27 protein-coding genes and 3 pseudogenes are annotated in these 22,269 nt (G+C 68.2%); 15 read left to right on the top strand and 15 right to left on the bottom strand.

All coding sequences use genetic code 11. The features are described 5' to 3' along the window. Positions 1–137: 137 nt before the first annotated feature. A complete protein-coding gene (locus FHR33_RS44055; RefSeq protein WP_183661161.1) occupies positions 138–722 on the top strand; it encodes a TetR/AcrR family transcriptional regulator in 585 nt (194 codons plus the stop codon). Here the strand turns inward: FHR33_RS44055 and FHR33_RS44050 are convergent. Continuing rightward, positions 712–1,152 (bottom strand): pyridoxamine 5'-phosphate oxidase family protein, encoded by a 441-nt coding sequence (locus FHR33_RS44050; RefSeq protein WP_221242544.1) that lies wholly within the window; start codon positions 1,150–1,152, stop codon positions 712–714. The two genes, FHR33_RS44055 and FHR33_RS44050, sit on opposite strands and share 11 nt — an antisense overlap. Before the next feature lie 248 nt (positions 1,153–1,400). Between FHR33_RS44050 and FHR33_RS44045 the strand changes: the two genes are divergently transcribed. The 3 genes from FHR33_RS44045 (at position 1,401) to FHR33_RS44035 (ending at position 3,803) form a co-directional block, all read left to right on the top strand. Beyond that, positions 1,401–1,847, top strand: coding sequence for an SRPBCC domain-containing protein (locus FHR33_RS44045; protein WP_183661159.1), 447 nt, complete (start codon positions 1,401–1,403; stop codon positions 1,845–1,847). Next, positions 1,844–2,197: an ArsR/SmtB family transcription factor gene (locus FHR33_RS44040; RefSeq protein WP_183661144.1), complete on the top strand. Its 354-nt coding sequence runs from the start codon at positions 1,844–1,846 to the stop codon at positions 2,195–2,197. Before FHR33_RS44045 ends, FHR33_RS44040 begins: the two co-directional genes overlap by 4 nt. Before the next feature lie 190 nt (positions 2,198–2,387). Next, a complete protein-coding gene (locus FHR33_RS44035) occupies positions 2,388–3,803 on the top strand; it encodes an MFS transporter (protein ID WP_312896051.1) in 1,416 nt (471 codons plus the stop codon). A gap of 119 nt (positions 3,804–3,922) precedes the next feature. Here the strand turns inward: FHR33_RS44035 and FHR33_RS44030 are convergent, their stop codons facing one another. The 5 genes from FHR33_RS44030 to FHR33_RS44010 form a co-directional block, all read right to left on the bottom strand. Further along, positions 3,923–4,327, bottom strand: a complete 405-nt coding sequence (locus FHR33_RS44030) for an arsenate reductase ArsC (protein WP_183661138.1) — start codon at positions 4,325–4,327, stop codon at positions 3,923–3,925. After that, positions 4,327–5,409, bottom strand: coding sequence for an ACR3 family arsenite efflux transporter (gene arsB / locus FHR33_RS44025; protein WP_281388547.1), 1,083 nt, complete (start codon positions 5,407–5,409; stop codon positions 4,327–4,329). Before arsB ends, FHR33_RS44030 begins: the two co-directional genes overlap by 1 nt. Positions 5,410–5,676: 267 nt before the next feature. Further along, positions 5,677–6,009 (bottom strand): YnfA family protein, encoded by a 333-nt coding sequence (locus FHR33_RS44020; protein ID WP_183661135.1) that lies wholly within the window; start codon positions 6,007–6,009, stop codon positions 5,677–5,679. Next, on the bottom strand, positions 6,006–6,440 hold the full coding sequence (locus tag FHR33_RS44015; RefSeq protein ID WP_221242543.1) for a metalloregulator ArsR/SmtB family transcription factor: 435 nt from the start codon (positions 6,438–6,440) through the stop codon (positions 6,006–6,008). Before FHR33_RS44015 ends, FHR33_RS44020 begins: the two co-directional genes overlap by 4 nt. Positions 6,441–6,636: 196 nt before the next feature. Next, positions 6,637–7,836 carry a DUF2786 domain-containing protein gene (locus tag FHR33_RS44010; RefSeq protein ID WP_183661133.1) on the bottom strand — a complete coding sequence of 400 codons (1,200 nt, stop codon included), beginning with the start codon at positions 7,834–7,836 and terminating at the stop codon, positions 6,637–6,639. Between the two features lie 629 nt (positions 7,837–8,465). Here FHR33_RS44010 and FHR33_RS44005 point away from each other — a divergent pair. Further along, positions 8,466–9,047, top strand: coding sequence for a hypothetical protein (locus FHR33_RS44005; RefSeq protein WP_183661130.1), 582 nt, complete (start codon positions 8,466–8,468; stop codon positions 9,045–9,047). Between the two features lie 215 nt (positions 9,048–9,262). Here FHR33_RS44005 and FHR33_RS44000 read toward each other — a convergent pair whose 3' ends face one another. Together FHR33_RS44000 and FHR33_RS43995 are read right to left on the bottom strand one after the other, a co-directional pair. Further along, positions 9,263–9,679, bottom strand: a complete 417-nt coding sequence (locus tag FHR33_RS44000; RefSeq protein ID WP_183661127.1) for a VOC family protein — start codon at positions 9,677–9,679, stop codon at positions 9,263–9,265. 10 nt (positions 9,680–9,689) lie between these two features. Continuing rightward, positions 9,690–10,064: a helix-turn-helix transcriptional regulator gene (locus FHR33_RS43995; RefSeq protein WP_221242604.1), complete on the bottom strand. Its 375-nt coding sequence runs from the start codon at positions 10,062–10,064 to the stop codon at positions 9,690–9,692. A 140-nt stretch (positions 10,065–10,204) separates the two neighbouring features. Between FHR33_RS43995 and FHR33_RS53535 the strand changes: the two genes are divergently transcribed. Genes FHR33_RS53535 through FHR33_RS53025 form a run of 3 tightly spaced genes read left to right on the top strand, consistent with a single transcriptional unit; the run spans position 10,205 to position 12,411 of the window. After that, the gene (locus FHR33_RS53535; RefSeq protein WP_350656421.1) at positions 10,205–10,828 is read left to right on the top strand and encodes an ROK family protein; all 624 of its coding nucleotides are present in this window, start codon (positions 10,205–10,207) and stop codon (positions 10,826–10,828) included. Next, positions 10,798–10,929: a hypothetical protein gene (locus FHR33_RS52285; RefSeq protein ID WP_281388545.1), complete on the top strand. Its 132-nt coding sequence runs from the start codon at positions 10,798–10,800 to the stop codon at positions 10,927–10,929. Before FHR33_RS53535 ends, FHR33_RS52285 begins: the two co-directional genes overlap by 31 nt. A 12-nt stretch (positions 10,930–10,941) precedes the next feature. Continuing rightward, positions 10,942–12,411 (top strand): M81 family metallopeptidase, encoded by a 1,470-nt coding sequence (locus tag FHR33_RS53025; protein WP_183661124.1) that lies wholly within the window; start codon positions 10,942–10,944, stop codon positions 12,409–12,411. Between the two features lie 70 nt (positions 12,412–12,481). On the opposite strand, the gene FHR33_RS43980 is transcribed toward FHR33_RS53025, so the two are convergent. Next, positions 12,482–13,489 carry a zinc-binding alcohol dehydrogenase family protein gene (locus FHR33_RS43980; protein WP_350656419.1) on the bottom strand — a complete coding sequence of 336 codons (1,008 nt, stop codon included), beginning with the start codon at positions 13,487–13,489 and terminating at the stop codon, positions 12,482–12,484. 343 nt (positions 13,490–13,832) lie between these two features. Here FHR33_RS43980 and FHR33_RS43975 point away from each other — a divergent pair, with 343 nt between their 5' ends. Further along, positions 13,833–15,074, top strand: a complete 1,242-nt coding sequence (locus FHR33_RS43975; RefSeq protein ID WP_183661122.1) for an IS256 family transposase — start codon at positions 13,833–13,835, stop codon at positions 15,072–15,074. A gap of 516 nt (positions 15,075–15,590) precedes the next feature. Here FHR33_RS43975 and FHR33_RS43970 read toward each other — a convergent pair. After that, positions 15,591–15,866: a hypothetical protein gene (locus tag FHR33_RS43970; RefSeq protein WP_183661119.1), complete on the bottom strand. Its 276-nt coding sequence runs from the start codon at positions 15,864–15,866 to the stop codon at positions 15,591–15,593. Between the two features lie 76 nt (positions 15,867–15,942). Then, on the bottom strand, positions 15,943–16,566 hold the full coding sequence (locus tag FHR33_RS43965; RefSeq protein ID WP_183661116.1) for a DUF6461 domain-containing protein: 624 nt from the start codon (positions 16,564–16,566) through the stop codon (positions 15,943–15,945). 288 nt (positions 16,567–16,854) lie between these two features. On the opposite strand from FHR33_RS43965, the gene FHR33_RS43960 reads away from it, so the two are divergent. Further along, on the top strand, positions 16,855–17,028 hold the full coding sequence (locus FHR33_RS43960) for a hypothetical protein (protein ID WP_183661115.1): 174 nt from the start codon (positions 16,855–16,857) through the stop codon (positions 17,026–17,028). Between the two features lie 49 nt (positions 17,029–17,077). Here the strand turns inward: FHR33_RS43960 and FHR33_RS43955 are convergent, their stop codons facing one another. Further along, positions 17,078–17,542 carry a hypothetical protein gene (locus FHR33_RS43955; protein WP_183661112.1) on the bottom strand — a complete coding sequence of 155 codons (465 nt, stop codon included), beginning with the start codon at positions 17,540–17,542 and terminating at the stop codon, positions 17,078–17,080. A 91-nt stretch (positions 17,543–17,633) separates the two neighbouring features. Further along, a complete protein-coding gene (locus tag FHR33_RS43950) occupies positions 17,634–17,831 on the bottom strand; it encodes a transposase (RefSeq protein WP_183661109.1) in 198 nt (65 codons plus the stop codon). Between the two features lie 41 nt (positions 17,832–17,872). On the opposite strand from FHR33_RS43950, the gene FHR33_RS43945 reads away from it, so the two are divergent. The 5 genes and pseudogenes from FHR33_RS43945 (at position 17,873) to FHR33_RS43925 (ending at position 20,390) form a co-directional block, all read left to right on the top strand. Then, positions 17,873–18,052: a hypothetical protein gene (locus FHR33_RS43945; protein WP_183661106.1), complete on the top strand. Its 180-nt coding sequence runs from the start codon at positions 17,873–17,875 to the stop codon at positions 18,050–18,052. A 149-nt stretch (positions 18,053–18,201) separates the two neighbouring features. Continuing rightward, entirely contained in the window at positions 18,202–18,591 is a 390-nt protein-coding gene (locus FHR33_RS43940; protein ID WP_183661104.1) for a hypothetical protein, read from the top strand. Next, complete coding sequence (locus FHR33_RS43935; protein WP_183661101.1) at positions 18,588–18,872, top strand: hypothetical protein; 285 nt, start codon at positions 18,588–18,590, stop codon at positions 18,870–18,872. The genes FHR33_RS43940 and FHR33_RS43935 overlap by 4 nt, the downstream gene beginning before the upstream one ends. Positions 18,873–18,975: 103 nt before the next feature. Continuing rightward, a pseudogene (locus FHR33_RS43930) lies at positions 18,976–19,756 on the top strand (transposase family protein). A 190-nt stretch (positions 19,757–19,946) separates the two neighbouring features. Beyond that, positions 19,947–20,390: a hypothetical protein gene (locus FHR33_RS43925; RefSeq protein ID WP_183661099.1), complete on the top strand. Its 444-nt coding sequence runs from the start codon at positions 19,947–19,949 to the stop codon at positions 20,388–20,390. 437 nt (positions 20,391–20,827) lie between these two features. On the opposite strand, the pseudogene FHR33_RS43920 reads toward FHR33_RS43925, so the two are convergent. Beyond that, positions 20,828–21,558 (bottom strand): annotated as a pseudogene (locus FHR33_RS43920) (transposase family protein). A gap of 198 nt (positions 21,559–21,756) precedes the next feature. Continuing rightward, positions 21,757–22,008, bottom strand: a pseudogene (locus tag FHR33_RS43915) (transposase family protein); the annotation flags it as partial. Positions 22,009–22,269 lie beyond the last annotated feature (261 nt).

Genomic DNA, 22,269 nt, shown 5'->3' with positions numbered 1-22,269 from the left:
AGGGCGTTCCAGGCGGTGACCGCGGCGCAGGGAAGCGTCGCGGCCTCGGCGTAGGTGAGGGGGCCGGGCCTCGGTGATCACTCCGTCGCCATATCGACCGGTTGATCTACTCGTCGACAGCTGGCAGGCTGGGGCCCGTGAGTACACGAACCGCTCCCGGCCCACGCGAACGCCTGCTGCGGGCCGCCCAGGACCTCACCTACCGCCACGGCATGGGCGTCGGCGTCGACGCGGTCCTGAAAGAGGCCAACGTCGCAAGGCGTTCGCTGTACGAGCACTTCGGCGGGAAGGACGGGCTGCTGGCCGAGGTGCTGCGCCGCAGCACCGACGAGGACGAGGCGCGCTACAGGCAGACCATGAACGCCGCAGGTCAGGACCCACGCGACCGCCTCCTGGCCGTCTTCGACGAACTGGCCAGGGTCATCGACGCGCCCGACTTCCGCGGCTGCCGCTACCTGGCGGCCGACCTGGCGCTGCCCGACCCCGCCCATCCGGGCCACGCCGTCACACGCGACTACCGCGACCGGGTGCGGCGACTCCTGGAGCACGAGCTGGTCGCGCTCGGGCATCCGCGCCCCGGGCACGCGGCGGCCCAGCTCCTGCTGCTCGTCGACGGCCTGCTCGCGGCCGGAGCCACCCGGCAGGGAACCGACCCCGCGGCCGCCACCCGCGAACTCGCCGAGCACGTCATCGACACGCGGGCACCGGGCGTCAGCCGCTGAACTCCTTGCCGAAGTCGTAGGTCCGCCAGCGCTCGGGCCGCACGCGGACGGTGACCATCGTCCGCACGAAGTCCTTGATGTCGTCGAAGAACCGCTCGCCCGCTTCGGGGCCGAGGTAGCGCATCGACCACTGGCGATACTCGTCGGCGTCGGTCGGCTCATAACCCACGACAGAGCCTTCGACGGAGACGTACTTGTACGGCATCGCCTCCTGCTGAACCGTGAACCCGATCTGGCCCGCCTCGCGGATCAGGGTCATCTTCACGCTGCCGGGGCTCGTGGCGAAGGTGATCTCACCGCCGGGCCGGTAGCCGTACCAGATGGGCACCGCCATGGGCGCCCGCCCGTCGGCGCCGGCCACACTCAGCACTCCGATGTGGGTCTCGGCCAGGAAGCTCTCCCGCTCGGCTGTCGTCATCCGCGTCGACATGATCTGCTCCTCGAGTTCGAATTCCTGGCCCTCACCCTGCCTGTCACCGCTGACGGTTCGCTGGGGGTCGATGGGCGGGGACGCTCCGGCCCTGATGCAGGCTGTCCTTCGCGGCCGACGGCTCGGCACGTGACCTCGCGATAGGTCAAGCTCGGCCACTAAGTGCAACTCGGGGGTTGCGTCTGAAGCGGCTGACGTGCAACTCTGGGATTGCACATCAAAAGGTGGAAGTGAAAAGGAGTCTCCTCATGAGCGAGGATCGGATCGAACGTGAAACCCTGATCGCGGCGTCCCTGGAGCGGGTCTGGTCGCTGGTGGCCGAGCCCGGGTTCTGGGTCGCCGACCGGGCGAGCGTGTCCGGCACCGTGGCGAGAGAGGGCGAGTCGATGGTGGCGAGGAACGCCGAGTACGGCGACTTCCCTGTGCGGGTGGAGAAGGTCGAGCCGCCGACCTATCTGGCCTACCGCTGGGCCAGCGCGTTCCCCGGACAGGAGCTGCGCGAGGACAACAGCACGCTCGTGGAGTTCACGTTGTCCCAGGAGGGCGACAAGACGCGGCTGCGCGTCGTCGAGAGCGGGTTCGCGGCCCTGGCAGGCTCCGATGAACTGCGCAGCAAGGCGCTGAAGGACAACACCGGCGGCTGGCCCCAGGAATTGGACGCGCTCAAGACGCGCGCCGAACAGCCGTCGTCGTGACGGACGCGCCTGGCGGCGACGTCGCGTCGGTCGACAGCGTCCTCGTCGCGCTGGCCGACCCGACGCGACGCCAGCTGCTTGATCTGCTCGCCGCCCAGGGCGAGGCCACCGCGACGACGCTCGCCGAACGGCTTCCCGTCTCGCGGCAGGCGGTGGTCAAGCACCTGGCCGTCCTCGACGCCGCCGGGCTGGTCTCCGGCGCCCGGGTCGGTCGCGAGGTGCGGTACGCGGTGCGGCCCGCGGCGCTGGACGCGACGGCGCGGTGGATGGCCACGCTCGCCGCCGACTGGGACCGGCGGCTGGCGAACATCAAGCGCGTCGCCGAGGCGGCGGAGCGGGATTCGCGCTAGCTCGCCGCTCTCCCTCATCAGCTCTGTCGTCCCGCTCTGGCAGAGCGCCCCCCGCGTCGGCTCGCCCCGTCGGACGGCGCGGGGCCGGGTTCCCCCTCATCGCCATGCGTCGAGTCCGCCATGCCTCATGGCCGTACGGCTCAGCCGTCCTGCGTGCCGATCTTTGGTTTCTCACGAAGGGAACCGTCTTGTGAGCACCTCGCCTTCCCTGATCAGCGGCAGGCAGCGGGTGATCCTGCTCGTCCTGCTCGGCGCCGGGTTCATGCTGTCCGTCGACTTCTCGATCCTCAACGTGGCGCTGCCGGAGGTCGGCGCGGGCGTCGGGATGGGACTGACCGGGCTGCCCTGGATCACCTCCGCCTACGCCCTGCCCGCGGCCGGATTCACCCTGCTGTTCGGCCGGTTGGCGGACCTGTTCGGCCGCCGCAGGCTGTTCATGTCCGGCATGATCCTGCTGACCCTGGCCTCGTTGCTCGGCGGCTTCGCGACCACCCCCGACATGCTGCTGACCGCCCGGGTGCTGCAGGGCTTCGCCACCGCGATGACGATCCCCGCGTCGCTGTCGCTGCTCACCACCACCTTCACGGAGGGCGCGACGCGCGACCGCGTCCTCGGCTTCAACGGCGCGCTGCTCTCGGCCGGCTTCACCATCGGCGCGCTGGTGGGAGGCAGCCTCGTCAGCCTGCTGAGCTGGCAGGCCGCGTTCTTCATCAACGTCCCCGTCGCCCTGGTCATCCTGCTGCTCACCCCCTTCGTGATCAGCGAGAGCAGGCTGCCCGACCGCGTGAAGCTGGACCTGCCCGGAGCGGTGACGGTGACCGGCGGCCTGCTGGCCGTGATCTACGCGGTCATCGAGAGGAACCTGCCCTCGGCCGTCATCGGCGTGCTGCTGCTGGCCGCGTTCTGGATGATCGAGCTGCGCTCGCCCGCGCCGCTCGTCCCGGTGCGCATCCTCAAGCGGCCCACAGTGAAGTGGGGCAACTACGCGGGGTTCGTGGTCTTCACCATGGAGACCGCCATGATCTTCCTGACCACGCTCTACCTCCAGCAGACCCTCGGCTTCTCCCCGCTGGTCACCGGCCTGATCTTCGGGGTCCCCGGCCTGGCGGCCGTGGCGGCCGGGGTGATCGCCGGCCGCTTCATCGGGCGCTTCGGCACCCGCAAGGTCCTCACCCTGGGCCTGGCCGTGCAGGGCCTGGCGACTCTCCCGCTGGTCTTCCTCGGCGCCGACCGAATGGCGCTCGTGGTCCTGATCCCCGCGCTGTTCATCGGGTTCTTCGGGCACGTCACCTGCATCGTGGCCTACACGGTGACAGGGACCTCGGGGCTGCCGGACGAGGAGCAGGGCCTGGCCACGGGCCTGACCTCGATGACCCAGCAGGTGGCCATCACCGTCGGTATCCCGATCCTGAGCGCGGTCGCCGCGACGCGGAGCGTCGAACTGACCGGCATCCACCTCGCGCTGAGCGTGAACGTGGCCGTGACGCTCCTCAGCGTGGTCCTCGTCTGGTTCGGACTACGTCCGCGCGGCGAGCGCCGTACGGTGGCGGCAGCCGTACCGGCATGGAAGGAAGCCGAGAAGGAAGTGGCCGCCGCCTCGGACTGAGTCGTCCCCGGAGCGGCGAGGGATGGGTGCGAACCGCGTCGCACCCGTCCCTTTCCGTCGCCCGTGGTCAGACGAACCGTCCCACGTCGAGGAGGTGAGGCGTAGCGCTCCGCAGGAGCTCACGCGGGCAGGACCTCGCCGACGAGCTTCTCGATCCTGGTGCGGATCTCGTCGCGGATCGGCCTGACCGCCTCGATGCCCTGCCCGGCGGGGTCGTCGAGCTTCCAGTCCTCGTAGCGCTTGCCGGGGAAGATCGGGCAGACGTCGCCGCAGCCCATGGTGATCACCACGTCGGAGGCCTGGACGGACTCCGGCGTGAGGATCTTGGGCTTCTGATCAGCGATGTCGATGCCGACCTCCCGCATCGCCTCGACGGCGACCGGGTTGACCCCTTCCGCGGGGGCGGAGCCCGCCGAGCGGACCTCGATCCGGTCGCCGGCCAGGTGGCTGAGCCAGCCTGCGGCCATCTGGGAGCGTCCGGCGTTGTGCACGCAGACGAACAGGACGCTGGGCTTGTCGGTCATCAGACGGTTTCCTTCGCGGGGTAGAAGCGGCGGCGCGCCCACAGCGAGACGTAGACGAGCGCGACGAGCACGGGGACCTCGATGAGCGGGCCGACCACCCCGGCCAGCGCCTGGCCGGAGGTGACGCCGAAGACGCCGATCGCCACGGCGATGGCGAGTTCGAAGTTGTTGCCCGCCGCGGTGAAGGCCAGCGTCGTGGTCCTGTCGTAGGGCAGGCCGATGCCCTTGCCGAGGGCGAAGGAGCCGGCCCACATGAGGGCGAAGTAGACCAGCAACGGCAGCGCGATCCTGGCCACGTCGCCGGGCTGGGAGGTGATGGTGTCGCCCTGCAGGGCGAACAGGATGACGATGGTGAACAGCAGACCGTACAGCGCGATCGGGCCGATGCGCGGCAGGAAGCGGCTCTCGTACCAGTCGCGGCCCTTGCCGCGCTCGCCGAGCTTGCGTGACAGGAAGCCGAGCAGCAGGGGGATGCCGAGGAAGACCAGCACGCTTTCGGCGATGTCCCACATGGAGATGTCGAGACTGGTCTCGGGAAGGCCGAGCCAGCCGGGCAGGATCTCGAGGTAGAACCAGCCGAGCGCGGCGAAGGCGATGACCTGGAAGACCGAGTTGATGGCCACCAGGACGGCGGCGGCCTCGCGGTCGCCGCAGGCCAGGTCGTTCCAGATGAGGACCATGGCGATGCAGCGGGCCAGCCCGACGATGATCAGGCCGGTGCGGTACTCGGGCAGGTCGGGCAGGAAGGTCCAGGCCAGGGCGAACATCACGGCGGGGCCGACGACCCAGTTGATCACCAGGGAGGAGACCAGCAGCCGCCGATCGCCGGTGACGGTGTCGAGCCGGTCGTAGCGGACCTTGGCCAGCACCGGGTACATCATCAGCAGCAGCCCGAGCGCGATGGGCAGTGACACCTGGCCGATCTTGACGGTGTCCAGGGCGTCGTCGAGACCGGGGACCGTCCGGCCGAGCAGCAGGCCGAGGGCCATGGCCAGGCCGATCCACACGGGCAGGAAGCGGTCGAGCCGTGACAGCCCGCGCATCACCTCGGTGTCGTCGGCCAGGACAGTGGGTGACGCCATGAACTTCCTTCGAGGTGGTCGGCCAGGTCAGGGCCTGGCGGCGGGAGCCGGTCCAGTTGGGCGAACAGGGTGACGTGGTGGAAGGCCCACCTGCCGCGTTTCCGCGCGGGTCTGCGGCGGCCAGGCCGGACATGGGCGGTACCGGCGCCGATCCGGGCGCGCTCGTCGTCTGAGCGCCACATATAGACGCATGTCTATTTTCATGGAGGTCTATATGTTTGTCCAGTCCGCTCCCGCGGCGCCGACGTGGAAGCACGTTATGGCAGATCAGCCACGAGGCGCATACATGATCACGGCGACACCGGCCAGGCAGACCAGCGCGCCGATGACGTCCCATCTATCGGGTCGGAAGCCGTCGACGACCATGCCCCACGCGAGGGACCCGGCGACGAACACGCCGCCATAGGCGGCCAGGATGCGGCCGAAATGAGCATCGGGCTGCAGCGTCGCCACGAACCCGTACAGGCCGAGCGCGAGGACGCCGGCACCGATCCAGATGATGCCGCGCTGCTCGCGGACGCCCTGCCAGACCAGCCACGCTCCGCCGATCTCGGCGAGCGCGGCCAGGGCGAACAGCAGCAGGGAGCGAGCGACAGTCATGACCGGTAGTGCAGCACACCCTGGCAGCCGCTGTGCCATCGGGTCACCGCGGGCCGGCCGATGGCTTCGCTCATGCGGGGGTGAGCTCCAGCTCGACCGGGCCGCCTGGCGCGGTGAGCGGCGCGAAGAGGGTTCACCGCCTCGGGGATGATCCGGTAGTAGACCCAGGTGCCCCTGCGCTCGCCGTCGATCAGGCCTGCCGTACGCAGGACTTTGAGGTGGTGGGAGATGGTCGGGGCGGTCAGGTCGAAGGCGTCGGTGAGGTCGCAGACGCAGGCCTCGCCGCCCGCGTGTGAGCCGATCATCGACAGCAGGCGCAGCCGGACGGGGTCGGCGACGGCCTTGAGCATGACCGCGAGGTCAGCCGCGTCGGTCTCCGACAGCGGCTCGCGCGCGATCGGCGCGCAGCACTGGATCGTGACTGCGGTCATGCGAAACCCCTTACTTCGAAATCTGTCGAAATTATAGGTGATGGGAGACGGCCACAGCCAACGCCTCCATCACCCGGACATGGCACCCTCTGGCGAGCGTGACGTCCCGAAGCCCGTCGCGCAGCCGACGGCGCAGGGCGCGGTATCCATCACCCGGACACAGCCCGCCGCCTGGGCGAGCGAGCCATCCCCAGCATCAGGGAGACAGTCGCTGTCGGTCCCGCGCCCCGAGGCTGGCCTGATCGGCGGCGGTAGATCCGGCCGCCCAGCCCTCCCGGTCCCAGGACGTGCGGACCGCGTGCGAGACCAGGTGCGGGAACATGCGCTCGACCGCCTGCTCCACCTCCTGCTCGCGGGGCGCCAGCACCCGCACCAGGTCGGTGCCCCGGCTGGCGCTCTCCTGCGAGATCGCGGCCGCCGTGGCCTCGGCGAGCCGCTCCCCGATCCTGGAGGCGAACGCCGACAGGAACGACTGGCGGAACGTCTTGTTCCTCGACCGGCCGGTGCCGTGCTTCTTGGTGCCCGAGTTCACCAGCGCGGTCTGCGCCTGCACCAGCAGCGAGGTGAACAGCACCTCCACCCAGGACAGGTCCGCCCAGAACCCCAGCACGGTGGCGAACCCCAGCTCCTTGGACCAGATCACCCGGCACCTGTTGGCCTCGGCGATGAGGTGGAGCAGCACGGCCTTGGGCTGCTCGTACGGCGCGTCGATGCCGACCCGGATGCCCGCCGGGGCCTCCCCTCCGCCTGGCTGCGCGTCCAGCATCGCCGCGTCGATGCTGTACTTCGCCATCAAGCTCTGCGCCGCCGAGGTGAACGTCTCCGCTTCCGCCTCGTACGTCGTCGACTCCGCCTTGGCCAGCAGCGCCCGCACCCGCGCGAACGTCTTCTCGCCGACCGCGTGCGAGCGCGGCTGGACCGTACGGCGAGCGGCCCCGGGCGGCGGGCCCAACGACTCCAGCCGCGGCAGCCCGGTCAGCAATCCCAGCAGTTCCAGCACACCCGAGACGGTCACCAGCCGGCCGGCCCCGTCGCGCGCCTGCCGCGCCGCCAGGTAGCCGCCCTTCCACCACACCGCGGCCTCCAGGCCGGCGAGTTGATCGCGCCAGCGCTCATCCACCGTGGCAGGCGCGTAGGCCCGCATCTCCCAGGCGATGAGGTCAGCCGCCGTCCGCCCGTGCCAGTCGGTCAACCGCCAGGCCGCGATCCTGACCACGTCGGCGGGCTGCCAGCCGTTGCGCCACAACCCCGAGATCGCACGGGTCACGGCCTCCACCAGCACGCGATCGGCGTCGTCCCGATCGGCCAGGAAGGCGGCGGCGGAGTCGAAGCCTGCCTGATCCTCGCGGGCAAGCGCCTCCATCGCCGCGCCGATCAGCTCGTTAGCCTTACTCACCCATGCCGTCCACCTTGAAGAAGTCCACGAGAACCCTACCGTGACGGAGCCTCGTCCCCTGCTCACCGGCGCGGTGGAAGGCGGCGAGGCCCTGACCGACCCGCCTACCATGACGATCAGGGCCGAGCATCGGGGGCGTCCATGGCAAGCGACCCGTACGCGCAGGCGCAGGAGCTGCGGCATCGCCATCTGGGCACCGGCGACCGGCCATGTCCGAGCTGCTCGCGTGCACATCTCGACCGCGATAGGGGCGGAACGCGCCGGCCGACTGGACCGGCACGTCAGTGAAGAGGGCTCTGGTCAAGCGAGGCGAGTCACCACCCGCTGTCGCCCAGGATCATCAAACGGCAGAAAAGCGGCGAAGGATGGCTGTTCTGAGGCTCGATCATCTGAAGATCGGCTGGGAGACTGGGCGCGCTCAGGTTGCTGGTCGGCGTAGGCGAAGCCGTCCAGGACAGCCGAATAGGTGACTGCTCTCGAGTACTGATCTGGCTTGTGCCCGGCGGCAAGCGTCCGCGAGACGGACGCGGCGCCATGGTTCGTATCCCCATGGCGGGAGAATCCGATGCCGGCATCACCGGTGACGCCTCGAGCAGCCGTCGGACTGACACAGAGGGATCACTACTTCCATGGCATTGACGTTCGGCCGTATAGCGCGTCCTGTTCGCATCGGGCTGGCAGTGGCGCTCGGCGCCGCCCTGTCCTTGGGTGCCGCCGCCCCGGCGTCGGCTGACCCCGTGGCCGCTCCCGTGAAGGAGTCCACGAGCATCGCCGACCATCGGGTGAAGGTGTACGAGCTCCTGACGAAGGACGGGGGCTTCTTCTACACCGCCAGCGAGACGGAGAAGGAAAGGGCGGTCACCGCACACGGCTGGTCTGTGACGAAGACGCCGATGTATTACCTGTCGTCCGCTCCGTTCCCGGGCGGCAAGCCGCTCTACCGGCTGCGCTGGACGCACAAGGCGTCGTACATCATCACCGGATCCGACTCCGAGCGTGAAAAACTCGTCGCTTCCGGCAGCTTCCGGTACGAGGGCGTCCTCGGGTACGCGCCGTCGGCCAAGGCGGGGAAGGTCGTGAAGATCTTCCGCTTGACCAACAACGGCAGGTGGCGCCTGGCGATCGAGGCGCACACCGAGAAGATCCTGGCGAACGAGCCGGGTTGGAAGCTCGACGGCCCGCTGCTGTATCAGTTCACGCAGGACCGCTGACCACGCCATGGTGCGCGCCGGTAGTCGGCGCGCACTCGGCGTGCCCGGCAGGGCAACAGACGAGCGGTCAGCGCCCACCCGTCGGCCGGACGTCCACCGTGGTGGAAGCGGGGTCGGCGAACAGTCATGGTCGACCACCAGACGGCGAGCCGCCGGACCGAACCCCCCAGGAACGGCGGCTCGCTACCCGGTCGCCTGACGCGCGGGAGCAGAGCTCACTGCTTGCGAGGCTGGCTGAAGCGCAGCATGTTCCCTGAGGGATCGCGGAAGGCGCAGTCGCGCACGCCGTACGGCTGGTCGACCGGCTCCTGCAGCACCTCCCCGCCCGCGGCGCTGATGCGCTCGAACGTGGCGTCGCAGTCGTCGGTCGTGAAGATGACGCCGCCCAGCAGGCCCTTCGCCAGCAACTCCGCCATGGCCCTCCTGTCGGAGGGCGAGGCGTTCGGGTCCGCGAGAGGCGGTTCGAGAACGATGTCCACATCGGGCTGCGACGGCGCCCCGACGGTCACCCAGCGCATCCCCTCGAACCCGACGTCGTTGCGCACCTCCAGGCCGAGAGCGCCCCGGTAGAAGGCGAGCGCCTTGTCGTGGTCGTCGACGGCGATGAAGCACTGCGAAAGCCTGATGTCCATGCGCTTCACGCTACGGACCGAGGGCGGGTTTCGCTTCTCCGTTCCTGACCGGGCGCGTGTGGATCTTCGCGACGCAGGCAGGGATGGCGGCGCCCTCGTCATGGCGGCGGGCCCGGTATGCGCTCGGGCTCTCGCCGACCAGCTCGCTGAAGCGCGAGCTGAACGACCCCAGCGATGTGCAGCCGACCGCGAAGCACACCTCCGTCACCGTCAGGTCCCCTCTGCGCAGCAGCGCCTTGGCCCGCTCGATCCGGCGCGTCATCAGGTAGCTGTACGGCGTTTCACTGAAGGCGGCGCGGAAGCTGCGGGAGAAATGGCCGGGCGACATGAGGGCGAAACGTGCCAGCGCGGGAACGTCGAGCGGTTCGGCGTAGTCGCGATCCATCAGGTCACGGGCCCGGCGCAGCCGGACGAGGTCCTCCAACGTCACCTCACCACCATCCCACAGCGCCAGACGCCCGCCGATGCCGGCGCACTCCTCGCTTGACGTGCGCGTGCCCTGTGTCTCGGGCCGAGGTGCGCTCAATGCCGGGATTCTGGACGGCTGTGCAGGAAGCCGGCGGAACGAATGGACTTTGTTTCGCCTACTTTTTTCGAGCTAGAGTCATGCGGCATGTCGGACCCATCGAGTCCCGCCAACCTGCGCGAGCAGGCCCTCAGCCTGCTGGCGAGTGGCGCGGCCACATCCCGTGCCGATCTCGTCGAGAGATCGCGGCAGGCCCGGTCGAGGGTTTTCGCACCGACATCGGCGGGTGCCTGGTCAGCGGTGGCCGGATCTACCGCGGGGGCCGCGGGCTCAGCGGCGACGTCCCCCACGTCCGCGTGGCCGACAGCGGCGAGCGCGAGTGCTCCTGCGGCAGCCGCGGCTGTCTGGAGATCGTCGCCAGCGGCGCCGCCCTGGCCCGCCGGCTGGGGGAGCGGGGCCTGCCGGTGGCCACGACCCGTGACGTCATCGCCGCGACCGCCGACGCCGAGCCCTCGGTCGTGACGACGGTGCGCCACGCCGGCGGACTGCTCGGGTCGCCCTGTCCGGGCCGGCCAACTTCCTCAACCCCGACGCCGTCGTCATCGGCGGGGCGCTGTCCGGCCTCGACGTCTCCGTGGCCGCGGCCAGGAGCATGCTCTACGAGCGCTGCCTGCCGTCCATGACCCAGTCCCTGTCCATCGAGGCCGGCATCGCGGGCCCGGATGCGGCCCTGACCGGCCTCGGGCATCTGGTGCGCGCGAAGGCCGACGTCCGATCCTCCTGAGGAGCCCCGCGCGTGTCCCGTCCCCTTCGCGTCGCCATCGGCGGCGTGCACATCGAGTCCAGCACGTTCTCGCCGCACCTGAGCACCGCCGACGACTTCGACGTCACCCGCGGCGACAGCCTGCTGGCACGGTACGGCTGGCTCTCACCCGCCGAGCCGTGGGCCGCCGACGTCGAGTGGATACCGCTCGTCCACGCGCGCGCCCTTCCCGGAGGTGCGGTCGCCCCCGACACCTACGACGCCTGGCACGCCGAGATCCTCGACGGGCTGACCGCCGCAGGACCCCTGGACGGCGTGCTGCTCGACATCCACGGCGCGATGAGCGTCGCCGGCCGCGACGACGCCGAGGGCGACCTCGTCACCGCCATCCGGTCGGTCATCGGCCCCGAACCGTTCGTCTCCGCGGCCATGGACCTGCACGGCAACGTCTCCCACGCCCTGTTCGACGGGTGCGACCTGCTCACCTGTTACCGCACCGCGCCCCACGTCGACGTGTGGGAGACCCGTGAGCGCGCGGCGCGCAACCTTGTCGACGCGCTCCGCCGCGGACAGCGCCCGCACAGGGCCCTCGTCCACGTGCCGATCCTGCTGCCAGGAGAGATGACCAGCACCCGGCTCGACCCGGCCAGAGGGCTGTACGCCCGCATCCCCGAGATCGAGTCCAGGGAAGGCGTCATCGACGCGGCGATCTGGATCGGCTTCGCCTGGGCCGACGAGCCCCGCTGCAGCGGCGCCGTCGTCGCCACGGGCGCCGACGCCGACGTCACCGCCGAGGCGGCGCGCGAGCTCGCCGAACACTTCTGGGCGGCGCGCGACGAATTCGCCTTCGTCGCCCCCACCGGCTCCATGGACGAATGCCTCACCGAGGCCATGGTGGCGGTCAAGGATCCCGCCCGGCGGCCGTTCTTCATCAGCGACTCCGGCGACAACCCGGGAGCCGGCGGCGCCGACGACGTCACCTTCGCCCTCGAACGGACGCTGGCCCGCCCGGAGATCGCCGACAGCTCGATCCGGGCCGTGTACGCCTCGCTGGTCGACCCCGAGGCCGTGGCGCGGGTCGCGGACCTGCCGCTCGGCTCACCGGTCAGCGTACGCGTCGGCGGCCGCATCGACTCGCGGGACCCGGGCCCGCTTCCGCTCGAAGGAGTCCTGGAGGCGGTCGCCGACGACCCCGACGGCGGGCGGTGCGTGAGCGTGCGGGTGGGCGGGCTCAGCGTGTTCGTCACCTCCCGGCGGATGCAGTACCGCGAGCTGGCCTCCTACACCCGGCTCGGTGTCACCGTGAGCACGGTGGACCTCGTGGTCGTGAAGATCGGTTACCTGGAACCCGAGCTGTTCGAGGCCGCGGGGGACTGGCTGCTGGCCCTGACGCCGGGCGGCGTCGACCAGGACCTGCGGCGGCTGCCGTACGAGCGCCTGCGCCGGCCGATGTTCCCCCTGGAGCGCGGCTTCGCCGCGGACCTCACCGTCGTCACACGGTGAGCCGATGAACGGAGGGGGAGCATGAACGGCGGTGATGCGGCGTGGTGCGCGCCGGGCCGTCGCGTGGGTGTCAGCTGTTGACGTGGAGGACGGCGGCGCCCGTCACCCGATCGGCGGCAAGGTCCGACAGCGCCGTGTCCGCCTCGTCGAGTTCGTAGGGCACGGTGGCGACGCGCAACGGGTGGCGGGTGGCGAACTCCAGCAGGGCCCGCCCGTCCGCCCTGGTGTTGGCGGTGACGCTGCGCAGGGTGCGCTCCTGGAACAGATGGTCCTGATAGACCAGCGGCGGGATGTCGGTCAGATGAATGCCGGCCACGGCGAGGGTGCCTCCGCGATCGAGAGCCGCCAGCGCCACGGGGACGAGATCGCCGACGGGCGCGAACAGGATGGCGGCGTCGAGCGGTTCGGGCGCGGCCGCGTAGACGGGCTGCGCCGAGGCGGCACCCAGCTCCAGGGCCAGCCGCCTGGCCTCGGGTGCTCTTGTCATCACATGCACGGTGATCCCCTGAGCGAGGGCGACCTGCGTGGTGAGGTGGGCGGAGGCTCCGAAGCCGTAGACGCCCAGGCACCCGCCGGGAGGGACGTCGGCGCGAACCAGCGCCCGATAGCCGATGATGCCGGCACACAGCAGCGGAGCGAGGGCCGCTGCCGGCTGGTCGTCGGGTAGCGGATAGACGAAGTCCTGAGGCGCGGTCAGGTACTCGGCGTAGCCGCCGTCGGTGTCCCATCCGGTGTACTGCGAGTACGGGCACAGGTTCTCGGTGCCGCGGGCACAGTAGCGGCACCTCCCGCAGGCGGCGCGTAGCCAGGCGACCCCCACCCGCTCGCCGTCCTGGAACCGGCCGGCGTCGGCGCCCCGCGCCGCGACCCGCCCCACGACCTCATGTCCCGGGACCGTGCCGGGGCGCCGGGGCGTCAGGTCCCCTTCGGCCAGGTGCAGGTCGGTACGGCAGACCGCGCACACCTCGACCCTGATGAGCACCTCGCCCCTGGCCGGTTCCGGCACGGGCAGGCGCACACGTTCCAACGGCCCTGTCGCCATGGGGCCCGGCCGCCGCACCACCCAGGCCGTCATCATGCGTCCCACCTCTCCATGGTCACATGCCGCTCGCCAGAGCTGTCAGGGTGTGCGAGGTGGTTGGTCGCTTCAGCCGACTACTTGCTGTACCCGCGCAGCGTGATGCGCTTCCCAAGAGGTCTCCGGAGATGCCACGCCATCGACAGACGGTGTGATCCCACGCTGGCTCAAGTTACGTCGGGGCGGGAAGGAACCGCGGCCTTGTTGAGCCGAACTAGCAGGGGTTGCGTCCACGGACATGGTGTACGAGTTTTCGCTGGTGACAGGCGTGGCGTCGTGAAATGAAGACGGCCATCGCGTGATCCTTCGTGATTGCGAGTCAAGATCGAAGGAGAAGATAGCGATGGCCGTGAACAACAGTGTGGACCCTGCCGCCTGGCTGGCTCAGCAGATCGAGCGCGGGGATCCGGATCTGTTGCGATCCATGGTGAAGACCATGGCCGAGACGTTGATGTCGGCCGAGGCTGACGGCCTGTGCGGCGCCGGATACGGCCAGCGCAGCGAGGAGCGCACCAACCGGCGCAACGGCTACCGCTCCCGCGAGTGGGACACCCGGGCCGGCACCGTCGAGCTCGCGATCCCCAAGCTGCGCTCGGGCTCCTACTTCCCGGACTGGCTGCTGGAACGGCGTCGCCGGGCCGAACAAGCGCTGATCAGCGTGGTGGCCACCAGCTACCTGCTGGGCGTCTCCACGCGGCGGGTGGACAAGCTGGTCGAGCAGCTCGGCATCAAGCACATCTCCAAAAGCCAGGTCAGCGAGATGGCCAAGGTGCTCGACGCCCAGGTGGAGGCCTTCCGCACCCGAGCCTTGGACGCGGGGCCGTATGCCTTCGTCTGGCTGGACGCGCTCACGCAGAAGGTGCGGGAGGGCGGACGGATCATCAACGTGCACGTCCTGGTGGCCACCGCGGTCAACGCCAACGGCCAGCGGGACATCTTGGGCCTGGAGGTCACCTCGGCCGAGGACGGCGCCGGCTGGCTGGCCTTCCTACGCGGTCTGGTGGCGCGCGGGCTGGGCGGGGTGCAACTGGTCATCTCCGACGCCCATGCCGGGCTGGTCGAGGCGGTCGGCGCGAGTTTGCCGGGCGCGTCCTGGCAGCGTTGCCGCACCCACTACCTGCGCAACCTGCTCACCACGGTCCCGAAGTCGGCGCAGCCGTGGGTCGCCACGCTGGTGCGCACGATCTTCGATCAGCCCGCCAGTGAGGCGGTGCGGGCCCAGCACGCCTGGGTCATCGACGCTTTGGAGGCGAGGTATCCGGCCGCCTGCGAGCACCTGGACGCGGCCCGGGAGGAGTTGCTGGCCTTCGCCGCCTTCCCGCGCGAGATCTGGAAGCAGATCTGGTCCAACAACCCGCAGGAACGGTTGAACAAGGAGGTCCGCCGCCGCACCGACGTCGTCGGGATCTTCCCCGACCGCGGCTCGATCGTCCGTCTCGTCGGCGCGGTGTTGGCCGAGCAGACCGATGAATGGACCGAAGCCCGCCGTTACATGGGCTTGGACGTTCTGGCGAAAGCTCGCATGCGGGTGATCGCGGGCGACACACCGCAGCACAACCCCATTCCGCAGACACTTACCGCTTAACCTGCAGAAACAGGATCACGCGAAGGTCAACTCATACACCACTTCGCTGGACGTGACCCACCTCCGAGTTCTACCAGCCACGGCCAGGCCACCACTGGGCCTCACCTAGATCCGAACCCCAAACAGCTCCTAGCAGGCTTGAGCTGGCCCGGCCGACGTGCGCTGGCAACCCGCTTCCAACTCTCCCGGTCGACACCTGTAGCGATCTCAGCATGGACTCGACTGTCCCCTCTGTGGACGCTGGTGGTCGGGCTACAGGGCCGGGTCGGCGGACGCGCGGGAGGACGATGTGCAGCTCCAGATGGTTGATTGGGAAGCCTGGAATGAAGCGCTTGCCACGCTTTCGCATGTAGTGAGCCTTTTTCAACCTATCGCCGCAGCTCAGCCAGGACATCCAGTCTGCACAGAGCGAGTGACCTGCGGCAGCTTGCTCTCCGCCGCAGCATGAGCCAGTCCACGCCAATGCGACTCACCCCTGGTCAGCGGGTGGTGCCAGGCGGGTTGAAAAGGGCTCGGTCATCTTCTCAGTTGACCGGGCGGATCACCGGGCTGCTCTTCAACCGGCCTGAGCGCCAACTCGATTTCCACATGATCAAGCAGCCGAGTGGAAGGACGGACACCGCTCGGTACGGCCACTTCACCGTTTCTGGGAAAGGGATGGTGCCGGTCCCAGCTCATTTGAATCGCGGTGACCAGCACTTTCGCAACATGCCCTACAGCTCTTCTCGAACCTTGAGGCTTTTTCATCCTGATGGCCTGGTACGGCAGGCCCCCGGAGAACAGTGCCCGCATGGAGCCGACGGGAGCGTGCAGCGAAGATCCACCGTCCGCCTGCCAACCCGCGGGAGCTGCAGACGATGGATCCTGCTCACCTCGATCCAGGAACGACTCCGCACAGATAGGTGGACTCCTCCAGCAGTTGCGGCGTCATCGTGATCCCCGTGAGACGCTCGGCCAGGAGGAACGCAGGCCCTTTGTGGGGGGCGGCGATCGAGTAGATGGGGGAGTCGATCCGCTCCAGGATCTCTGCGAGTTCGTCCGGCATTTCCTCCGAGTAGCTTTCGTGGGGCCTGAACATGAACTGGATCTTCCCGTCTTCGATCCGGTGAGAATAGCCTTCGTCGTGTGCGAACTCGAACCGGATCTTCCCGTCGTCGATCCAGTAGAAGTAGTCCATGTCATCGACGTCGAGGTAGAAGTGGGAGACGAGACGGGTGCCCGCCGACAGCGGCATGATGATTTCTTCGGTGACGCCGAGCCCGCTGCAGGCCTCGACGAGGAGCACCCAGTCTCCAACGGCGATGGCACCGAAGGTTTGCCGCCGGATCAGCTGATCAAGCGTCACGCGAGAGCAATCTCCAACCCGGACGCCGAGCCGGGTCACCACTTCCTCAAGCGTCAGGCCGTGGATGTAGGTGAAGCAGTAGGCATCAGCGAACTCGGGGAAGCGCTCACGGGAGAACCAGGAGTAGTCGTCAGGAGTCGCGATCATCCCGTCATGCTCGCAGCACCCACCGACACAATTAGAGCCATTTCATCCTGAGCAGCGGCCTTCTTCCACGAGCTGCAGCACAAGGATCGCCTGCACGAGCGCGGTCGCGCGCGACAACCAGGGACGATGGCGATGCCGCTTGATCGCACTCCGTCGGACCGCATCCGCTGTCCGATCAGGACGAGGAGCTGCTGACCCCACCGTCCGGGCCGCGGTGACATTTGCAGGGCGGCGGCCGAGGACGCTGTCAGACCTCTGGGCTGGCGGGGGCTGCTTGACGCCTGGGACGTGGCCGGTGCGGGCGACGGCTTCACCTACAGCGTGAGCAGGCCGTACCAGCGCATCGACTACGTCATGACCTCTCGCGACATCAAAACGACCTCGGTGGCCGTCATCGGCACCGAGGCCTCCGACCACTTCCCCATCGTGGCCGACCTCGAACTCCCCCACCCCTCGCCCTGACCTCCGGCGCCCGCCGTCTCTCGCGACGGCGGGCGCCGAGCGGTCCGGATCAGATGACGCCGCTCTGCCCGACGCAGCTCGTAACACCGTTCCTACCGGCCAGCTTCACGAAGACCCGATGCGCCATCGGCCGGGTCGCCGAGATCGCCCTGCTGCCGGAGTTGCCCGTGATCACGGTCGCCAGGAACTCGGCGTCCGGAAGGCCGCCCCGATCCTGGACGAGGCTGACCTTGACCGTGGTGGGGCCTCCGGAGGCCGTCCAGTGGACACGGCTGAAGCGGTGCCCATACGTCGTGTCGATGTAGGTGACGGTCACCTTCAGCCTGTAGGACCCCTTCGAACAGGTCGCGACGAGGGCCTTGGCTGCCGACGTGGTCACCGACGCCGCCGGCGCGGACGCCGAGGCGGACGCGGTCACCGAGGCGGACGCGGTCACCGACGCCGACGCGGGCGCGCCCATCATGGCCACGGCCCCCATGGCCCCGACGACGACCGCGGTACGCATGATCTTCATATGGTTCCCTCCGTTGATTTCCCGTCGAGGTGAGACCATACGGAGACGCGGTATGGCGGAGGTATGTCCCAATCAGACCACTCGGAGCCCGCTAGGGCCTGTCTGATAATTCGGTTTGGCGGAGCCAGAGCATGAGTGAAGCGATGGTGACGCCCGCGAGGTATCGGCTGGCGAGCTGGTCGTAGCGGGTGGCGACGGCTCGCCACTGCTTGAGCTTGGCAAAACACCGCTCGACCAGGTTGCGGTCCTTGTAGGCGGTCGCGTCGAAGGCGGGCGGGCGGGCGGCCACGTGCGACCCGGAGCGGGGAAAGCGGATTCACCTCAAACCACGTGAACTCCTCAATCCCAGCAGGAAATGGGTTCAACCTCGACCCGCGGCTCCTCGGTCCTGGGCGGACCCTGCTGGTGGACGTCATCATGATGGGCGGTCCGGGCTGGGCGTTCTCGGGCGGGCTGATCGAGGGCCCGGTCAAGCCGTGCGTGCTGATCCCGCTGCCGCCCGGCAGCTAACGCTTCGGGTCCAGCACCGGTGGCAGGATTCTCTGGCAGGACCGGTCCTGAGGGCTGTACTCCTGCCGTCAAGAGATCATGTCCGGCCGAGTAGCTCCGGAGATTCCCGGCCATCTGCCGGAACTTACAGCGTCACCACCAACCTCACCGTGAGCATCTACTTCGACGACACCCAGACCACCCAGAACGACGCCATCAGCGACCTTCACCGCGCGCTCGACCAGGCCAAGCAGCCCGGCCACTTCAACCGGACCCTGATCGAGATCACGTTCGGAGAAGATCACGACCCGGAGCCCTTCACCCCCGCAGATTCAGACGCGGCATGCGAGGAGTGCGGTGAACTGATCACCACGGACAGCATGCTTTCCAACGAGCACGACCCGGCCTGCTCCCTCCACCCCGCCAACGGATCCTCGACCGGCTGCGCGGACACCTCGGAGCAGGCGCACCATCATCGCCTCTGGACCACCCGGGCAGCCGGGAAGGCGTGGGCGGCCGCCGCCAACACCGGCACGAACGAGAGACTCGAACCCCAATGAGCCGCCAGCTGGCCCTGCGGTTGTCCCCTGTGGTCGCCTTCTACCAAGTAGATATGGCAGAGGCTGAGGAACTCCTGATCACCTGGCGGCATCCGCTGCACCTGCCCGATGACGAACACCCCACAGGTAGGCCCTACACACGTCCGTTCGGCAGCCTGGCGTTCGTCATGGAGGAACGTGGCCGGCGAGCAGCTGCCGTCGTGCTGGCCAGCACCATCAACGCGAGCGTGTGCAAGTCGCGCGGCTGGCACCGGTACAACACCGAGCTCTTTTCACCCTGACGGCGCTGGTCGCGGTGGGTGTGCGCGGAGCGATGGCGGATGAGAGGAGGCTCCCGGTAAGACAGCAGTCGACCAAGATCCGATGCCCCAACCGGGAGCCTCGTTGCTGTCTTATCGTGCCTCGATTCCCCTGTCCAACCACACCCTGACCCGCCTGGCCGACCTCATCCGCACCCAGCGGGCCGAACGCCGCTCCCGGTGGCGGAAGTTAGACCCGGCCCGCCAAGCGCTGCTGGTCCTGGCCCACCTGCGCAACGGCGACACCTACACACGCCTGGCCGCCGGCTTCTCTGTCGGCACCACCACCGCCTGGCGCTATGTCCAGGAAAGCGTGGAACTGCTGGCCATCCTGGCCGACGAGGTGCAGGCCGCCGCAGCGCGCGGCCTGGCTGGCCTACGCCATCCTGGATGGCACCCTCATCCCGATCGACCGCCTGGCAGACGAGCGGCCGTACTACAGCGGCAAACACAAACAGCATGGGGTGAACGTGCAACTGCTGGCCGATCCGGTGGGCCGGCTGGTGTGGGCCTCGCCGGCGCTACCGGGAGCGGTGCACGACGTGAGTGCTGCTCGGACGGTCGGCCTGATCGACGCCCTGACCAGTGCCGGCGTCAAGACCTTCGCGGACAAAGGCTATCAAGGTGCCGGCGGCACGATCCGGACACCGTTCAAACGACATCGCCATCGGCCCGGGCTCTCCCGCAGCCAGCGAGACGTCAGCCGCGCCCACGCCCGCATCTGCGCCATCGGCGAACGCGCCGTCGCGACCTTGAAGAGTTGGAAGGTGCTGACCAAGCTGCGCTGCTGCCCGCATCGAGCGACCGCACTCGTGCAGGCCATCCTCGTCCTGCAGCTCATCGAAGAGGGCCGCTACTCAGGATGAAAAGGGCTCAGTGCTTACGGCATATCTGCAGAGGGTTCGAACATACCCCGAATATACCAGGAGTATACCGCGACACGGTAGAACGGGTTTGTAATCAAAACCTTTCAGGGGAAGCAAAAGAAGAGTACTAGTCATTCGGCTGGGTCCACCAGTCGAGGGGTTATGCGTCGATCGCAAGGAGACACTCAAGGTGATTCGATCCTCGAATGGCGCGGCTCGCGTCGGCTCACTCAGAAGGGTTCTGGCCACGGCAGCTAATTCCGCGCTCCTGGCGGCAGTGGCCGCGACGGTCACCTCAACGCCGGTATCCGCGGCATCCGCGAGCGCTGCGTGCACGTGGAGAACGGTCGAGACGAGGAACTTCGCGAGCAACAATGCCTGGCTAAAGCTCAAAGTCAATGGCTGCGGTAAGGTATACATGCAGGCTTGGTGGCCACCTAACAAGAAGTTCAAGTGTTCGATCTACAGCGAGTCGGGCCAGAAACTCAACAGCTTCACTGTTAACGCCAACGGCTGTACCAGCAACGAAATCTCGGTCGGTAGCAAGAAAGTCTATGCCCACGTGTGGGTGACGGACCTGTACACCGGAAAATTTCTTGCGACCGCGAACACCAGCTTCTACCGCGCCGACTGATTGCCCGTTGTGCCATCGTCGCCCTATCCTGCTGACTAGGACAAGGATCATCAGCAGGGGAATACTTCGATCCACGAAACGCCTGATCTTCTGATCGAGCGCGCAGCCTTCTCGGATCCGAAGAGATACGCTCTAGCGTCGCTCAGCGGGCCGTATGAGACAAGGTGAAAAGGCATCACTCCTCACGCAAGTCCAGAGCCGCTGAAGACCTTCGAACGAGAACGATCTATGGGCGATGCAAAGAGCATCAGGACGTCGCTCTGAAGCCATCTCTGTGACTCTCTTTCTGGTAATGATCGCCATTTGGTGCTTCGCGCCTCCCTGTGCATCCATCACGTGGATGCGGAGATGCTGGGGGCGCTGCCCCCAGCGCTACAGCCGAAGGATGGCGCGAAGCGCCTTCTTGTATGGGCTCTGGGTACCCAACTGGGCCCACTTCATCTTGGGTGGCGGCCCTCTTCGACGAGCTGCAGGACGAGGATCGCCGGCACGAGTGCGGTCGCGCGATGCGGGCAACAGCGCAGCCTGGTCAGCACCTTCCAGGACTTCAAGGTCGCGACGGCACGTTCACCGATCGCCCGGATGCGGGCGTGGGCGCGGTTGACGTCTCGCTGGCTGCGGGAGAGCCCGGGCCGATGGCGATGTCGTTTGAACGGTGTCCGGATCGTGCCGCCGGCGCCTTGATAGCCCTTGTGAGCGAAGGTCTTGACGCCGGCCCTGGTCAAGGCGTCGATCAGGCCGACCGTCCGAGCGGCGGTCACGTCATGGGTGGCGCCCGGCAGCGCAGGCGAGGCCCACACCAGCCGGCCAGCCAGGTCGGCCAGTCGTCGGCGAGGCGGTCGATCGGGATGAGGGTGCTGTCCAGGATGGTGTAGGCCAGCTGGGCTGCGCGCGTCACGGCGGCGTGCACGTTCTCGGCCGGCGCCGCCAGCAGGTCCACGCCTTCGCGGACGTAGCGCCAGGCCGTGGTGGTACCGATGGCGAAGCCAGCGCCAAGGCGAGCGTAGGTGTCGCCGTTACGCAGATGGGCCAGGACCAGCAGAGCTTGTCGAGCCGGGTCTAACTTCCGCCACCGCGAGCGGCCTTCGGCGCGCCGTGTGCGGATGAGTTCGGCCAAGCGGATGAGGGTGTGGTTGGACAGAGGAATCGAGGCACGGTAAGACAGCAGCGAGGCTCCCGGTTGGGGCATCGGATCTTGGTCGACTGCTGTCTTATCGGGAGCCTCGTCTCATCCGCCACCGCTTTGCGCGTACCCATCGTGACCAGCGCCGTCACGATGGAAAGGGCTCCTTGTCTTACAGCTGGTTCTCGGTAAGGCGCACAAACCGCCTACCTCCCCGCCTTGCCTTGATCCATTGAGCCTTTTTCATCCTGGGTAACGGCCCTTTTCGACGAGTTGCAGCACGAGGATCGCCTGCACGAGCGTGGTCGCGCGATGCGGGCAGCAGCGCAGTTTGGTCAGGGCCTTCCAGGCCTTTAAGGTCGCGACGGCGCGCTCGCCGATGGCGCGGATACGGGCATGCGAGCGGTTGACCTCTCGCTGCCCGCGTGACAGCCATGGACGGTGGCGATGCCGCTTGAACGGCGTGCGGATGGTGCCGCCCGCGCCTTGATAGCCCCAATGGGTTCCGAACGGGCTCAGTCCGGACGGTGGACTCCTTTGATATCCCCGGCCCGAAGAGGCCTCAAGACAAGGCGGGGGCCGCCGCCTGGACCGTGCCCGTTCCTGTGTCGCAGACCAATCGTGCGGTTGGATCGGTTCCGTGGTTCGAGCCCGCCAGCGCGGAGGATTCCTCGGTTGTCTCAGGGCGTGGAGCCCTCAACAAAGACGGGGAGCCGCGATGGTCGCTGGGATCACGGACGGCTCATCGGATGTCAG

Source organism: Nonomuraea dietziae (assembly GCF_014195505.1).
Taxonomy (GTDB): domain Bacteria; phylum Actinomycetota; class Actinomycetes; order Streptosporangiales; family Streptosporangiaceae; genus Nonomuraea; species Nonomuraea roseola.
This window is presented reverse-complemented; position numbering and strand designations above follow the sequence as displayed.

What these genes read in the sequence shown, in the direction of transcription:
- FHR33_RS44050 (WP_221242544.1), bottom strand. Translation starts at nt 1,152, where the DNA reads ATGTCGACGCGGATGACGACAGCCGAGCGGGAGAGCTTCCTGGCCGAG.
- FHR33_RS44045 (WP_183661159.1), top strand. Translation starts at nt 1,401, where the DNA reads ATGAGCGAGGATCGGATCGAACGTGAAACCCTGATCGCGGCGTCCCTG.
- FHR33_RS44030 (WP_183661138.1), bottom strand. Translation starts at nt 4,327, where the DNA reads ATGACCGACAAGCCCAGCGTCCTGTTCGTCTGCGTGCACAACGCCGGA.
- arsB (WP_281388547.1), bottom strand. Translation starts at nt 5,409, where the DNA reads ATGGCGTCACCCACTGTCCTGGCCGACGACACCGAGGTGATGCGCGGG.
- FHR33_RS44020 (WP_183661135.1), bottom strand. Translation starts at nt 6,009, where the DNA reads ATGACTGTCGCTCGCTCCCTGCTGCTGTTCGCCCTGGCCGCGCTCGCC.
- FHR33_RS44015 (WP_221242543.1), bottom strand. Translation starts at nt 6,440, where the DNA reads ATGACCGCAGTCACGATCCAGTGCTGCGCGCCGATCGCGCGCGAGCCG.
- FHR33_RS44005 (WP_183661130.1), top strand. Translation starts at nt 8,466, where the DNA reads ATGGCATTGACGTTCGGCCGTATAGCGCGTCCTGTTCGCATCGGGCTG.
- FHR33_RS44000 (WP_183661127.1), bottom strand. Translation starts at nt 9,679, where the DNA reads ATGGACATCAGGCTTTCGCAGTGCTTCATCGCCGTCGACGACCACGAC.
- FHR33_RS43995 (WP_221242604.1), bottom strand. Translation starts at nt 10,064, where the DNA reads ATGGATCGCGACTACGCCGAACCGCTCGACGTTCCCGCGCTGGCACGT.
- FHR33_RS53535 (WP_350656421.1), top strand. Translation starts at nt 10,205, where the DNA reads ATGCCGGGATTCTGGACGGCTGTGCAGGAAGCCGGCGGAACGAATGGA.
- FHR33_RS52285 (WP_281388545.1), top strand. Translation starts at nt 10,798, where the DNA reads ATGCTCTACGAGCGCTGCCTGCCGTCCATGACCCAGTCCCTGTCCATC.
- FHR33_RS43980 (WP_350656419.1), bottom strand. Translation starts at nt 13,489, where the DNA reads ATGATGACGGCCTGGGTGGTGCGGCGGCCGGGCCCCATGGCGACAGGG.
- FHR33_RS43975 (WP_183661122.1), top strand. Translation starts at nt 13,833, where the DNA reads ATGGCCGTGAACAACAGTGTGGACCCTGCCGCCTGGCTGGCTCAGCAG.
- FHR33_RS43970 (WP_183661119.1), bottom strand. Translation starts at nt 15,866, where the DNA reads ATGCGGGCACTGTTCTCCGGGGGCCTGCCGTACCAGGCCATCAGGATG.
- FHR33_RS43965 (WP_183661116.1), bottom strand. Translation starts at nt 16,566, where the DNA reads ATGATCGCGACTCCTGACGACTACTCCTGGTTCTCCCGTGAGCGCTTC.
- FHR33_RS43955 (WP_183661112.1), bottom strand. Translation starts at nt 17,542, where the DNA reads ATGAAGATCATGCGTACCGCGGTCGTCGTCGGGGCCATGGGGGCCGTG.
- FHR33_RS43935 (WP_183661101.1), top strand. Translation starts at nt 18,588, where the DNA reads ATGAGCCGCCAGCTGGCCCTGCGGTTGTCCCCTGTGGTCGCCTTCTAC.